The following is a 13,482-nucleotide window of genomic DNA, read 5'->3' as shown; positions in this document are numbered from 1 at the left end:
GTATGCATTTGAGTTCTCAGTTGACTTATGAGCGGTGGGCGGTGTTGGTGGGTTTGTTTGAGCAGGGGTTTGGTTATAGAGGTTCGGCTAGGCAGGTCGGTGTGGGTCTTGAATCGGTGAGGTCTTTGTATAGGCGTTGGAGGATTCGTGACACTGTTGGACTTGTGAGAAAACCTGAAGCGTCCTGGGTTTTATTCCTACCTGTTTTGGGTATTAACCCAATCTTCATGTCTTATTTGAAGTCTGATACCATGGTTTCGGGAACGTTTCCGGCGATGTTGCCGCCTACGCCTATTGGTCGAGGAGGACCAGTGAAAACAAGAATTAGTAGAAGTTTTTTGGGATTTTTTATCGCTTTTCTGCTGGTAATAGCAGGCACTCCCTTAGCTCACGCGGGACCCAATAGCGGGGTAATGTACCTGAACTTCAAGCCGGATCCGACCGTTGAAAACCCTTTAACTGTTTACCGAGTCGAGTACTGGGCTGATGGGCAGGCAAAGCAAAGTCAAATGTTCTCCGGCCAGCAACCAGAAGGGTATATAAACACAAATATTCTGGCGCCAGGCGATCCCTTGAACTTCCGGGTGTACCGCACGGACACCACTTCCTTACAGCCAGGACAGAGTGAAAATCGAGTTTGGGAATCCACCGTGTTTACTGGCGCGAAACCGGGGAACTCGGTTTTCACTAGGTGGGATGCTCGTAGTTTCAGTTATAACCAGGACGGACTGGAACCCGCAGCAGACGGCAAACTAAAGGTGAGTTTTACCCCCGATCCCAATGTGCCCGCATCGGAATATAACCTGTGGGTGTGGACCGAGGGTTCTGGTGGTTACCCCGTGGCTTTCACCGGAAAGGATGAGGCAGGCAATCTGACCGCCGAAGTCACTGTTCCGGCTCCGAATGAAAAAGTTAATTTGATTGTGCGCCGCTCTACTGCGACAAACGACTGGGCGTGGCAAACCTCTGATTTGAAGGATATCCCGGTTCCGGGCGGGATTGATATAAAAACCGATGGCAGCTACCAGCTAAAACCCGCCGAAAATCCCCCTGCCCTCCCTACCGAGGTCACGGTGACTGTCCACTACCTGCGTTCCGACAATAAATATGACAACTGGAATGTGTGGACTTGGCTTCCGGGTAAGGAAGGAAAGCGAGCGGATTTTGATGGAAACCATACCGCCACCCTTACTCATACAGACCCAAATGGGATTGAAAAAGTTGGTTTGATTGTGCGCCGTTCGGAAGCCGGAAATGAATGGGCAGAGAAAAACACTCCCGACGACCTCTTTGTTACCAAGTTTCCCCAGGGGAAGGCGGAAATCTGGATTGTGCAGGGTGACCCCAAGGTTTACTATTCGGAATCCGACATTCCCAAACCCGGATCCACCAGCAATTGCGCGGATTTACATACCGCGGAATTTAATAACAAATATTTTTACGAGGGCGAGTTAGGGGCTATTTACTCCCCGGAAAAAACCACCTTTAGGGTATGGGCGCCCACTGCCCAAGCAGTCGAATTCGTTAACTATTCCGAGAACGGAAAAGTCGCTGCCATGACCAAAGGGGAAAAGGGAACCTGGGAGATTACGTTCGACGGTGACCAAAAGGGACTGCAGTATCGCTACCGTCTCCATTTCGCGGGTGACAAGGTTAACGAAGCTATCGATCCCTATGCCCGGGCGGTTACCGCCAACGGTACCCGTACCGTGGTAATTGACCCCGATAAAACTGTACCCAGCAACTGGGATGGCAAACGGATGCCCGCATTTACCTCGATGAAGGACGCGATTATTTACGAGGCACACGTACGCGATTTAACCATCGGCCCTGATAATGGCATTACTAATAAGGGTAAGTTCTTGGGGCTCACTGAGGCGGGTACTAAAACCAAGGAAGGGAATCTTTCGGGTCTGGATTATCTAAAGTCTCTAGGGGTCACCCATGTGCAGTTATTGCCGATTTTTGATTTCGGGTCTGTAGATGAGCTGGGCGATCTTTCCTATAACGCCCAATATAACTGGGGATATGATCCCCAAAACTACAACGTTCCCGAAGGCTCTTACGCGACCAATCCGGCGGATCCCACCTCGCGCATCCTGGAGCTAAAGTCAATGGTAGAAACCATGCATGCTAATGATATGCGAGTGATTATGGATGTGGTTTATAACCATGTCTACAATCCGGAAACATCTCCGTTGCAGCAAACTGTCCCGGACTACTATTTCCGGATGGATGCGAACTGTAAGTTCCAAGACGGGACCGGAGTTGGCAATGAAACCGCTTCTGAACAACTGATGATGCGTAAATACATTGTTGATTCGGTTACCTATTGGGCAAAGCACTACGATATTGACGGTTTCCGTTTCGATCTTATGGGTATCCATGACGTGGAAACTATGAAAGCGGTACGGGAAGCGCTAAATAAGATTGATCCCTCGATTGTGATTCTGGGTGAGGGCTGGAAGATGGGTAACCATCCCAGTGGGGTAGCAGCGGCTAACCAGGAAAACGCGAAACAGATGCCCGGAATCTCGTTCTTCAATGACCAGTATCGCGACACCGTAAAGGGCGATAACTTCGAGTTGAACCACACCGGTTTTATCAGTGGCGCCAACCAAGAACAACGCTCTTGGGATTTGTTGAACAATATCAAGGGCGCCCAATATGTGCGTAAATATCTGGGACCAGACCAATCCGTGGTCTACAACGAAGCCCATGACAACTACACCATGTTCGATAAATTGAAAGGAAGTTTGCCGGCAGATACCCCCGATAGTGAAGTAGCTCAGCGGCATGCCCTCGGTACCGGCACCCAGTACCTGGCCAATGGCGCAGTATTCATCCACGCCGGGCAGGAATTCTTGCGCACCAAAGCGGGGGATCACAACTCGTATAAGTCTCCCGACTCGGTCAACGTTTTCAACTATGACCGGGCTCAGCAATACGAAAAGGAAGTAAAGTTCTTCCGGGATTTAAACAAGTTCCGTAAGCAATATGATTTTATGCGTCAGGGCAGTTACGACGCTGTAAACCAGAAGTACACGCACGAAATTATTGCCGGTGGAGAAAGTATTGCTACTAATCATGTGGGGTATACCGTAAAAAATGCGTTCCCGGTGAAAACTAAGAATGGTAAAGAAAGTGCCGATGCGTTCGCGTACGTGAATGCAGACAAACAGGCTTGGGAGGCACCTTTGCCGGCTGGGGAATACGAGGTGATGATTAAAGGATTGGACGTTTACCAAAAACCGGTAACGCTCACTTCAAACGGTAAAGTTACGGTACCTCCTTTAAGCATTTTATTGGTGAGGGAGGCCCCGGCGCCCGAGCCAGAACCGGAGCCAGAACCAAATCCGGAACCCAATCCAAATCCGAATCCCGATCCAGGGGGAGACCCGAACCCTCAGCCACAACCTGAACCGGAACCAAACCCGAACCCAGAACCGCAGCCAGATCCGGATGTAAAACCGCATCCACAAAAGCCTGCTGCTGACCCGATGAATCCGACTCCTAAACCCGCAGAAAAGGGCAAGAAGTCTGTCCAAAATCGCAGTGCAGAGGAGCTGGCGAAGACGGGAGCTGGCGTGCCCGAGATGGTACTCATCTCGCTGCTGTTAGGGGCTTCGGGAGTTATGGTCACTTTCCGCGCTCACAAACGTGGATAACTAGCGCGGGTATTCCCCCCTACGAATTCGCTATCTGCTTGTGCGCGGTCGAGAGGGAAAGCTTCGCGTGATTTGCAGGCAAATATCGCCCGTCGTCCTCCGGAAAACAACACATTTTCCTGGAGGACGCGGGCGGGCTAGGCTGGTTTGTAAAGAAAGTTAGTTCTCCTTTTGGAATTGGGGTGAAGCATGACGTGAAGCGTCCTGGGTTTTCTTCCTACCTGTTTTGAGAGGATTGGGGTATGGCCAAAGTGGTATTCGTAGGAGTTTAAGGATCGGGCGATGCGTATGCTCGTAGATCGCTTGGCTGGAAGGCTAACCCGCGGGGCTCCACTCGTTCTAGGGCGACTTACAGTAGTAATCGACAATGTTCGCTCACCACGCGCATATACTGGGCGCGACTTCAAACTATCTGGAGTCGCGCCCGTTGCATGTGTGGCGTCAACGGAACTAACCACTTTATGGCAGAAAAGTTCTGCGCTAGTTCAAGGGTTTAGAGAACGCGTGTATCGTGTTTTGCAGGAGAGGAGGACAAGTGAAGCTGTACCGTTACGCCAGCAAACACCCCTCTTTTTCGCGAATCGTTTTAGCGCTGTTGATCGGAGTTGCCGGAGCGATTGCCAGCCTCGCATCTCAACCTCCTTCAGGCGCGAGCCAGGTTTTCGGGCAGATTCTGGTTGGAGGAGCCCTCATCGCACTCGTGGCCGGCTACCCAGTAGCGCTGACTGTCAGCCAAATAATCCGTGCGGTTAAAGCGGCAAGCGGCAAGGACCTGCCGGTTCTCGATGCGGGCCTGGACGTTTGGACCCTGTGCGTCATAGCGGTTTATGAGTTCGGATACCTGGGGTTCTTCAAAGAGGTTGTGCCGACTGCTGACTGGCACGTTCAGCTGGCAAACTACCAAACCCACGCGCCGATTTACACCCGGGCATGGCCACACGTGCTGTTCATCTCGCTACTGTTCGTAGTCGGGTTCCTCATTTTGCGCTTCAACGAGGCCAAGCAGTTGCCGCCCCTCGTAGTTGTGATTGCGATTGCGGGGCTCTACTTGGGTTGCGCGTTCGGCCTGACGTGGACTATCCAGATCACAACCTTTGAAAAGCCCTTAGACGCGCTGCTGATTCTACCTTTGCTGGCTGTGCTTGCGATTGTGGTGAAAACAGTTGCGATCCAAGTTCGAGCCTACGAAGCTGATGAAGATAGACGAGGCCGCATCGAAGGCTCCTCGATATTGAGCAAACTGGATGCAATGGTGGCTGATGCGAATCGCTGGCCTCTTCTAGGGTTTGTAGCGGCGCTCCCGCTACTTGCGGTGGTGGTCGGGATTCTAGCTTTGTTTGGCCAGTCGCCAAGCTTAGTGGTGCAAGCATTTACGCAGACCAGTGACTGGAACCTGTCACAGCAGGTTGCCCCGCAAAACGTGTATTTTGACGAGCACTACCTTTGCACCGTGGCGACTGGCGGACACCGAGCGGTGGTAAAGCCGATTCGTATGGGTTTGCGTCATGGTCGGCCGGTCGTTGTCAATCGCCAGTTGCTTGTGGCAAATGCGTTTGAGCAGGTGTTGGAAGAGCGTGTGCCCAGAACTCATCGGGTTATTCGTCGCTTGTATGACACGTATGGCTTCCCGGTTGCCAAGCTGATTAGATCGCAGTGGGCGGCTGATGCTGTGTGGTTTTTGATGAAACCAGCGGAGTGGTTCTTCCTGGCTGTCCTCTATCTGAATGATCGTCATCCGGAAGATCGCATAGCCCTCCAGTACACGGTCTAACGGAGGCCGTACACTTAACGCCCGTGTTTGGAGGGCGTCAGGCCAGGTTACTTAGCGTTTCGCTTACCGGCTTTCTCGCTCGCGTCTGCCTCATGCTCGTAGGAAAACAAGACAAAGGCAAGAAGTAAAGAGCTTGTTCTCAGCGTTGCGAACCGATCTTTAATTCGTATGATTACTAGCCCTCTGGTGACTCCTTGGTGATGAAACTGTTATTGCGGCCCGTGAGATGGGGCATGTCAACCACTATCGAGGTTTATCCAACCAATGGGTTCATGCCTTTGGTTGAACTAGTCGCTAATTGATTTCTCAGTCCAACTTTCGGTGCTAGTTGAAGACCTCTAGTTGGCTGGGCGCACATCACGTTGTTTTTGCACTAACAAGCGTTGTAAGCTGTGAGTGCAAACTGTGGATGGAGGGAAAATGGCGTCAAGTAATCTGACTATCCGTCTTGATAGTGAGTTGAAAGACGGGGCGGCAAGTGTTGTGGAATCGTACGGGCTTGACCTGTCTTCCGTCGTGCGGGCGTTTTTTACGGAAATGGTAAATACCAACTCGATTCCTTTGTCTCTCGATTACAAGCGTCCAAACGAGGAAAGTCTCCGAGCTATCCGCGAGACTCGGGAGATGATTGCCTCGGGCAGTAGCGAAAGTTATGCGACTGGCCGCGACCTTATCGAAGCAGCCTTGGCATGAGCAGGCGCCTACAGGCGAAGTTCACCTCGGCATTCAGTGGAGATCTGAAAAAGAAGGCCATCAAGCGGCAATGGGACCTTGCAGAACTGGAATCTGTGGTTGATCTGGTTTTGGACAATACGCAGGAATCTATTGAAATCCTAAAACGCAGGCACCGGATGCACAGGCTCTCTGGTGAGTGGGATGGTAGCAATGAGTGCCACGTTGCGAATGCGGGCGACTGGCTAGTTATCTGGAAAACTGACGGCGGGTTTGCCTATTTTCAACGAACAGGATCACATGACGAGCTGTTTCGTCGGTGAGCGATAATCCCAAGCAGATTACAGTTCCCGCAATTAAAATCTCCTACACAATGTTATCCGACCAGGCGATTGTGCATTCCTGATCTTAGTTCGCAACATCGTAAACGGGACAACCTTGTTGGTATTCACCCATTTCTGTACTGGTCACGCCGATGGAGTAGAAGAAGTGCGCGGACGTAACAGTGGTGGCATAAAAACAAGGAAAAACGCCTGTGACCGTCTATGTCGTAATGCCGAGCGTGAGAGCAATCAGATAATGCGGTCAATTACCGAATGGTTGAAGCGGTCTGCTCGTGTTGCTCATGTGCCCATTATCTTGGACGTGAGCCGAAAATAGGCGCGATTGCGAGGCTAGGTTTACAAGGCGCGTATTACTGGCTGGTGCTTTTAGTTCCTCAAATGATGTGTTTGCTAGTTAAGTTGCCGGTTCCGTGTGGAAGTCCCTTTAACGAGAAAAACCCGGTAGTTTTAGAAGGCAACCGGTTTTGTTGGCTGGTTATTGAAACTTGTGGTGATTGAGGGAGAGGATCGTGATCCGACAAGCGGAGTTGTAGCGCAAGGCGAGGGCCAAGACTTTCGCTGGAAGATGGAAGGGGCGTGGCTACGAGAAGGGCGATACGGCATCCTTTTGGCTTGAGCTACTTCGCGATGTTGTTGGAATGGAAGACGTCACCACTAACGTCCGTTTTGAAAACTCGACTACTGCTCGCGGTTTTATTGACGTGACGATTCGCGATGCGAAGACCATTATTGAGCAGAAATCTCTATGGCGTAGATCTTGATAGGCCCGAGAAGCGTCAGAACACCCTGGTAACGCCTTTTGAGCAAGCAAAACGCTACACAGATTCGCTGCGTAACTCGGAGCGACCGGACACGATCATTGTTTGCGACTTCAACGAGTTCCGCATTCATGACCTGGACACTGATGATCCGGCGCAAACATACGTGTCGTTCACACTAGATGAGTTGCCTGAACAGCTTCATCTTTTAGATTTCCTCGTTGATCCGCAAATGCAACGCCGCCGCCGTGAAGAGAAGGTTTCGCTGGATGCTGGTGCCCGTATCGGCAAGCTTTATGACATGGTGCGCGAGCAGTATATTGACCCGGATTCGCCGCAGTCTCAGCATTCGTTGAACGTCTTGTGTGTGCGGCTGGTGTTTTTATTGTTTGCCGAGGACGCCGGATTGTTCCGCAAGGACTCGTTCTATCGGTATTTGAAGCCGATGCCTGCAGATCGCGCTCGGCTAGCATTGAAGGAGTTATTTGCTTACTTAAGGACGCCAGATGCTGAGCGTGATCCGTATGCTTCGGAGTCGTTGAAGGCTTTTCCATATGTTAATGGCGGTTTATTTGAGGCTGACGTGGAGGTGCCGGGCCTTACGCAGGAGATTGTAGATTTCTTGCTTGAAGAGGTGTCGGATAACACGGATTGGTCGCAGATTTCGCCACAGTTTTTGGTGGCGTGTTCGAGTCGACTTTGAACCCGGACACTCGTCGCGAAGGGGGCATGCACTACACGTCGCCGGAGAATATTCATCGGGTGATTGAGCCGCTGTTCCTGAATGATTTGAAGGCGGAGCTGGAACAGATTTTGTCGGATCCGACGTTGGGGGAGCGTGCTCGGCACAACCGGCTGGAGAAGTTCCACGAAAAAATCGCGGGGCTCAGCTTCTTTGATGTTTAGACGCTCATTTTGATACAAGCAGGGTTTTGGGTGCAAGAATGATTCTTGGGTGCCTGCTTCACCTGTTGGGCTGGCTCGCGGCTTTGGAGAATTAGGTGACTTTACTCTGGGTAATCGGCAACGGTTTTGATCTTCAACATCATATTCCTTCGCGTTATCAAGACTTTCGAGATTGGCTTCATAGCAGACAAGAGCTACCTCCTTGTTCAGACGACCACGTTAATTGCTGGATTAGGTCGGACGAACTAAGCCCGAGAATTTTACCCAAAGGAGATGAAGACTATTCGGAAGAGATTGCCACAAAGTTCTTGTGCAGAATAATGTCTACTTGCGGTACGGCTGATGGGTGGAACGATCTGGAGACGAGTCTAGGAGTCCTAGAATTTGAAACTATTTTCGATGACTTTGACGCGACTGATCGAGATGGGGATCCCGACTACTGGCAAAACACAGCTCGAATTGAAGATCATTCTGGCTGGATCAAGCATACGCTGATGGAGATTTTTCCACTGTTCCACGAATGGGTAAATTCTGAGCTTTCCACAAAATTTGCAGCAGCGCACCCCTCGTTTAGTAGCTTGTTTTCGGTTATGCCAAGAAAATTCCTCACCTTCAACTACACGCGCACGCTAGAGAAGACTTACGGTGTGCCAAGTAACGAGATCGTTCATCTTCACGGATGTGAACAAGGCGATCTTGCTGACTTTAGATTTGGTCACGGCGAACCGGCTAGGCAAGAAGCTGATTATGCGTATGGAGCTGGAAACGATCTAGTGTACGACTTTCATGAAGCCTCACGTAAAGTGCTAAATCTGAATGCTTTAGACGCGCTGGACTTTGGAGATGTCTCCGGTGTGGTGTTCTACGGTTTCGGTTTCGGCAAAGTTGATCTGCCCTATCTTGAAAAATTAAGCAGAAGGTGCCCTCCTGGAACTCCTTGGTACTTGATCAAACGCGACAGACAAGACTACTCGGCCTTAACAAAAGCGACTCCTGCAATACAACGTTGCTGCCCACAATCGGTATTCACGATCCCACTCGAGGATTCTAAACTTCTTAAGGAACTAGCGGATTCCCAAAGTGCAGAATGATTATCGAGTCGACTCTACGAAAAGATTGCCGCGTTAGCTCAAAAGAAGACGAATTCTATCTTTTATGCAATGAGAGTCACCTAAAAGGACTTTCTCTCGTAACGCCCCGCCGCCTGACGCTCTGGTATCTACATGTATCCACACGATTCGTCGCCGTTGCTCATCCGTTAGCTGCCCTACATCAAGCGACCAGTCAATATGTTCAGACGGAGCAATCTTCACTCTTTTGTTCGACTCGGTGAATTTGACGTAGGGATCCACAACTACAGGCCGTCCGTTACGAAGCTGATCAATGACTGGAGGCGAAACCTCACAGGCAGTTCTTCCCACATTCTCCACTCGAGCAATTAATACGTGTGAATTATCTTTTGTGCTACGTTCACGCCATACAGTGAGAATTGGGAGAGGTCCGCTTTCCCTATGGATTCTTCGAGTGAGATGAAAGTTTTTCTTCGCAACACTCCTAGTCACTAAAGCAGTGAGCAAAGATCCCAAAGCTGCGATTACGCTTCCAACTGCAGCTATCGCGCTCCACTGGCCTGCTGTAAGCCCCCATATCAGTTCATCCACGCCCCGAAGTCTAATTATTTAATTCACCCAACGCATCTGAAGCGTCACAGCCAAAGAGCATTGCATGAACTGCTCACTGCCTGTCGACGGTGATTAGGGCATGCCGTTAAGGCATACCTCTATATCGCAACCACTATTTACAAGCGCTTTCTGTACAAGGGTGTTCCACGCTTGGTCACTGTATTCGAGTGGTGGTTGGGTGGCTAGGTAATCGCGGGTTGCTTTGGCTTGTGCTCGGCGAGTGGTGAGATCGGTTATCTGGTCGCTGATCGTGTGGTGTTCTTGTTCTTGCTGTTGGTAGCGCTGCTTGAGCTGTTGCCAACGTTCATCGTATTCGTCAGGGTCGTGCGCGGTGTTGGCGTTTTCGATGATGAGTTGGTTCATTAATGCTACGGCTTCTTCCATCCGCGTAGCGATCTCAGTCTGGCGCTTTTCGAGTTCTGTCGTGTTGTAGACGGTGTCGTCGAGTATCTGCATCGCATCATCGAGCGCAGTGTCACTGTTGACTCGTTCGGTGAGGGCTTGGACGAAGGCGTCTTTGATTTGTTGCTCGGTGACGTGTGGGGTTGTGCAGTGGTAGCCGGGCTTGTATTTGTTGTTACACCGCCAGATGTAGCGGCGGTATTTGCTGGCTGAATGCCAGATTTTACGGCCGAAAACTCCCCCCCCCCCCACACACACAATTAGCGCAAATGATTTTGCCTGCGAACGGATGCGCGTTGGCTTTACCTTTACCTGCGCGCCTGGCGAGTTCGGCTTGTACCTGTTCTCACACAGCCGTGAAGTGCCCCAGGTTTTCTTCCGTTTAAGTGGATGGGAAAATCTGGATTATGCCGAAGAAATTTGATCAGGAAGCGAAGGACCGGGTTGTCCGGTTGGTGGAGGATCGGATCCTTGCCGAGGGGTTGTCGATTCAAGACGCGTGTCAGACGGTCGCACCCAAACTGGGAGTCTCGTGGCATACTGCCCGGCAAGAGAGTGTCCGTTTGTTTGTGTGAGGAGGACTTGGTTTACCCATTCGAGTCGAAGCCAGAACATCTTGGCTTGTGGGACATAGTGGAAGAATTTGAGGATCTGCTTCCTCCTGATCGGCTTGCAAAGGTGCTGGAGCAAGACCATTACTGGTTTGAATACAGGAACTTTGGTGACCCCGCTGTGGCTTCGACAGGTTATGGGCTGGCCGCTGCGGCGCTTGCCGAGGCAAGTGGGGGAATCATCGCATCATTCGATTGTGCTTTCGACTGCGAGCACAATGGTGAAACCGCAGAGGAGTTCCTCGCTTGGTGGGGTGAGCGGCAAATGGCTTTCTACGGTCCCGGTAGGTTCAAAAATGCTGATCGGTTGTAAACCTCAGTAGGCAAGGGGCAGATACGGGGCACATGACTGTAAAAGAGCTAATGTTTGAAGCCGCCTCCCAGTGTTTTCTGGGAGGCGGCTTCAAAGGGCGAAACGCTATTCGCTAGACAGTCCAGTGGGAATCCTTACTGGCGCGCATTGCGGATACGTGAGCCGATTGCTCCACCAGCAATGCCTACGAGTGCGATCGCAAGGTAGCCCCAAATGTTATCGCCGCTGGTTTGAATGTTCTTCGGCGGTGCAGGAGTGTTTTCTGCAGTTAGAACGCTTTGGGTGTCGTGGCCAGAGATAATGTTGTCGATCCATTCGGCGGTGCCTGCAACTGTGGTGATTGCAGCACTAGGGGAGGGCAGGTCCGGGTCCCCATTGGCAGTTCCAGCGGCGGTAGCAAGTCCCGCAAGCTTTCCGTCGACAAAGAACGGGCCACCAGAGTCACCGCCCTGCATGCCAGCTCTAGAAACTGACTGCACATCCAAGATAGAGGTTTCGATCCTAGGCTGTATGGAGTTGTCGGCTGGGGCCTCTTTCATTCCCTCAGGATTAGACTCGGTTTGGCCGGATTGCGACATTCCAGGTTCTGACTGTAGAGCCTGTGGTGGGACAGTCTCTGTAGATGCATCAGCGCCGGTAGGTGCCTTGGAATCGGAAGGGGTTTCGGGAGCACTCGGCGTGTTAGAACCGGAAGGTGCACCACCTAGTAGTTCTTTGACAACCATTTTGGCCATTGGTAGCTGTCCAGATCGTGCCATTGACGAGCTGCTACTCCAACCGTAAAGAGTTCCTGTCTGTCCCGGTGTTGGAATATCGTGGGAGATTTTTGCGGGGGTGGCGTTAGTGACTTTCTCAGTCAGGTGAAGTAACCCCGCGTCAGATGTGGGTGAAAGAGCCCAGGAATCAGCATTGTAGACCTTTCCAGCGATGCGTGCCTGAGTGCCTTCATTGTTGACTGACTCTAGACAGTGGCGGGCTGTGAGTACCCACTGGTCGGCAACGAGTGTGCCCGTGCAGTCACCAAAGCTGCCAATTTTTCCCATTTTGAGCGCAGCAACGGAACTGCTTTCCGCATTTTCTGGCGCCGGCTCGCCATATTCGAGTGCGAGAGCCGGGGTGGCAGTCATGAGCAGGGTGGCGCTGACAATGGCAGCGACCGAAAAATATGATTTTTTCACGGTTAATTCCCTTTCTTAGAAGGAACAATGGCCTTGATTGTGGTGGCAACGAGTTTCTCAGCGGGCCCCTGTCCTACAAACTTCTTCCAAAGGCTGGCTGCGACGAGGAAAAACACGATGAAACCGGTTGCTGACACAGTCGAATGCAACGCGACGTTTTGCTGCCAGTAGAAAGCGGTAAGAATGTGCAGAATGTAAATGGTGAGCGACATTGTTCCCATGGCCGCGAAAGGATAGGCCACGATCCGAGAGTGGTCTCCTACAATCAGGCACAGGTGAATCACTACGGCTGCAACGGCAACGGCGAGGATAATTTCGCCTACGACGCCGGTGTGACCGGTAAAGCTGAGCCAGCTGGGAATGTTTGGGTCAAATCGGAAGTAGGTGCCGATACCAGCGATGACAACGCTGATAGCGGTTACGATCCAGCTCAGTCGAGTGTTAGTGCTGGTATTCGATCCAGCATCGCGTTGTAGTCGGCCGCGCAGGTACACATCGAAAAGAAGCATGCCGCCGATGAAGTATGCAATCCATGCCAATAGCGGATAAATCTGTGGCAGTTCGATGGGGGCGTAAACGATTGTTGCGGCGATTGTGGCGGCAATAAATAGACCGAGCCTCCACCATGTTCCCAATGCGGGCATCCAGGAAACTAGGATCATTACTAGGCCCATTACGATGAGAACCACTTGAATTTGTCCACCCACGGGCAGTAGTGCCAGGCCGATGAGGATGATTAAAGCGCCTCGGGCTATCAGCCGCAAGAAAGTGGTGCTGGTGTAGTTTCGTCCGATAATCATCATCGTCGCGCCGGCGATGACGGCAAATAATGATGCGGGTAGGCCAGAGAGTATTACTTTGGTACTCCAAAGTAGCGAGGCCATGTGGATAACTATCATTCCGATGATCGCGAGTGAGCGCGCTACATCAAGCCCCACGATTCGTGAAGGTTTAGACACTCAGTTCTCTCCTTTACTCATACTTTAGAGAACTGTTCTTTGGCTAAACAGGCTCTCTAAAACCGACGTGTCAAAACGACTATCTATAAGTAACTGCCAAATCTGGCAAAATATTTAGAGAATTCTGAGTGTCTTCTGGATTTTATTTTGACAGTTTGCGATAGCAAAAGCTAGGGTTAAACGACAAAATGTGTGTGTGAATCTCTCGATTTATGGGC

The 13,482-nt window shown here is 51.2% G+C and carries 12 protein-coding genes and 1 pseudogene; 10 read left to right on the top strand and 3 right to left on the bottom strand.

Going from position 1 to position 13,482, the window contains the following annotated elements; translation table 11 throughout:
- The first annotated feature begins 311 nt into the window (after nt 1-311).
- The 8 genes and pseudogenes from pulA (at nt 312) to PG731_RS07830 (ending at nt 9,210) form a co-directional block, all read left to right on the top strand.
- Entirely contained in the window at nt 312-3,668 is a 3,357-nt protein-coding gene (pulA, locus tag PG731_RS07860; protein ID WP_270773206.1) for a type I pullulanase, read from the top strand.
- A gap of 535 nt (nt 3,669-4,203) precedes the next feature.
- Nucleotides 4,204-5,439 (top strand): DUF6688 domain-containing protein, encoded by a 1,236-nt coding sequence (locus PG731_RS07855; protein WP_270773205.1) that lies wholly within the window; start codon nt 4,204-4,206, stop codon nt 5,437-5,439.
- 420 nt (nt 5,440-5,859) lie between these two features.
- Nucleotides 5,860-6,132 carry a type II toxin-antitoxin system RelB/DinJ family antitoxin gene (locus tag PG731_RS07850; protein ID WP_270773204.1) on the top strand — a complete coding sequence of 91 codons (273 nt, stop codon included), beginning with the start codon at nt 5,860-5,862 and terminating at the stop codon, nt 6,130-6,132.
- Complete coding sequence (locus tag PG731_RS07845; protein ID WP_270773203.1) at nt 6,129-6,434, top strand: type II toxin-antitoxin system YafQ family toxin; 306 nt, start codon at nt 6,129-6,131, stop codon at nt 6,432-6,434. The genes PG731_RS07850 and PG731_RS07845 overlap by 4 nt, the downstream gene beginning before the upstream one ends.
- A 623-nt stretch (nt 6,435-7,057) precedes the next feature.
- A pseudogene (locus PG731_RS09250) lies at nt 7,058-7,216 on the top strand (type IIL restriction-modification enzyme MmeI); the annotation flags it as partial.
- Complete coding sequence (locus PG731_RS07840; RefSeq protein ID WP_270773202.1) at nt 7,185-7,916, top strand: type IIL restriction-modification enzyme MmeI; 732 nt, start codon at nt 7,185-7,187, stop codon at nt 7,914-7,916. The pseudogene PG731_RS09250 and the gene PG731_RS07840, both read left to right, overlap by 32 nt.
- 26 nt (nt 7,917-7,942) lie before the next feature.
- Nucleotides 7,943-8,119 (top strand): type IIL restriction-modification enzyme MmeI, encoded by a 177-nt coding sequence (locus PG731_RS07835; RefSeq protein WP_270773201.1) that lies wholly within the window; start codon nt 7,943-7,945, stop codon nt 8,117-8,119.
- Between the two features lie 95 nt (nt 8,120-8,214).
- On the top strand, nt 8,215-9,210 hold the full coding sequence (locus PG731_RS07830; protein ID WP_270773199.1) for an AbiH family protein: 996 nt from the start codon (nt 8,215-8,217) through the stop codon (nt 9,208-9,210).
- Nucleotides 9,211-9,873: 663 nt separating this feature from the next.
- Here PG731_RS07830 and PG731_RS07825 read toward each other — a convergent pair.
- Nucleotides 9,874-10,455: a zinc ribbon domain-containing protein gene (locus PG731_RS07825; RefSeq protein ID WP_270773197.1), complete on the bottom strand. Its 582-nt coding sequence runs from the start codon at nt 10,453-10,455 to the stop codon at nt 9,874-9,876.
- 155 nt (nt 10,456-10,610) lie between these two features.
- Here PG731_RS07825 and PG731_RS07820 point away from each other — a divergent pair, with 155 nt between their 5' ends.
- Nucleotides 10,611-10,778 carry a hypothetical protein gene (locus tag PG731_RS07820; protein ID WP_270773196.1) on the top strand — a complete coding sequence of 56 codons (168 nt, stop codon included), beginning with the start codon at nt 10,611-10,613 and terminating at the stop codon, nt 10,776-10,778.
- Nucleotides 10,779-10,836: 58 nt separating this feature from the next.
- Complete coding sequence (locus tag PG731_RS07815) at nt 10,837-11,127, top strand: hypothetical protein (RefSeq protein WP_270773195.1); 291 nt, start codon at nt 10,837-10,839, stop codon at nt 11,125-11,127.
- Nucleotides 11,128-11,261: 134 nt separating this feature from the next.
- On the opposite strand, the gene PG731_RS07810 is transcribed toward PG731_RS07815, so the two are convergent.
- Together PG731_RS07810 and PG731_RS07805 are read right to left on the bottom strand one after the other, a co-directional pair.
- Nucleotides 11,262-12,305: a trypsin-like serine protease gene (locus tag PG731_RS07810; RefSeq protein WP_270773194.1), complete on the bottom strand. Its 1,044-nt coding sequence runs from the start codon at nt 12,303-12,305 to the stop codon at nt 11,262-11,264.
- A gap of 2 nt (nt 12,306-12,307) precedes the next feature.
- The gene (locus PG731_RS07805) at nt 12,308-13,264 is read right to left on the bottom strand and encodes a DUF418 domain-containing protein (protein ID WP_270773193.1); all 957 of its coding nucleotides are present in this window, start codon (nt 13,262-13,264) and stop codon (nt 12,308-12,310) included.
- Nucleotides 13,265-13,482: the final 218 nt, after the last annotated feature.

The sequence above is a fragment of the Pauljensenia sp. OF14-1SRA genome (genome assembly GCF_027694595.1).
Classification (GTDB): domain Bacteria; phylum Actinomycetota; class Actinomycetes; order Actinomycetales; family Actinomycetaceae; genus Pauljensenia; species Pauljensenia turicensis_B.
Note: the sequence above shows the minus strand (reverse complement) of the source record. Positions and strands in the feature narration are given on the sequence as shown.

Excerpts from the sequence above, each read along its gene's own strand:
- PG731_RS07850 (WP_270773204.1), top strand. The coding sequence starts at position 5,860 with ATGGCGTCAAGTAATCTGACTATCCGTCTTGATAGTGAGTTGAAAGAC.
- PG731_RS07835 (WP_270773201.1), top strand. The coding sequence starts at position 7,943 with ATGCACTACACGTCGCCGGAGAATATTCATCGGGTGATTGAGCCGCTG.
- PG731_RS07845 (WP_270773203.1), top strand. The coding sequence starts at position 6,129 with ATGAGCAGGCGCCTACAGGCGAAGTTCACCTCGGCATTCAGTGGAGAT.
- PG731_RS07820 (WP_270773196.1), top strand. The coding sequence starts at position 10,611 with ATGCCGAAGAAATTTGATCAGGAAGCGAAGGACCGGGTTGTCCGGTTG.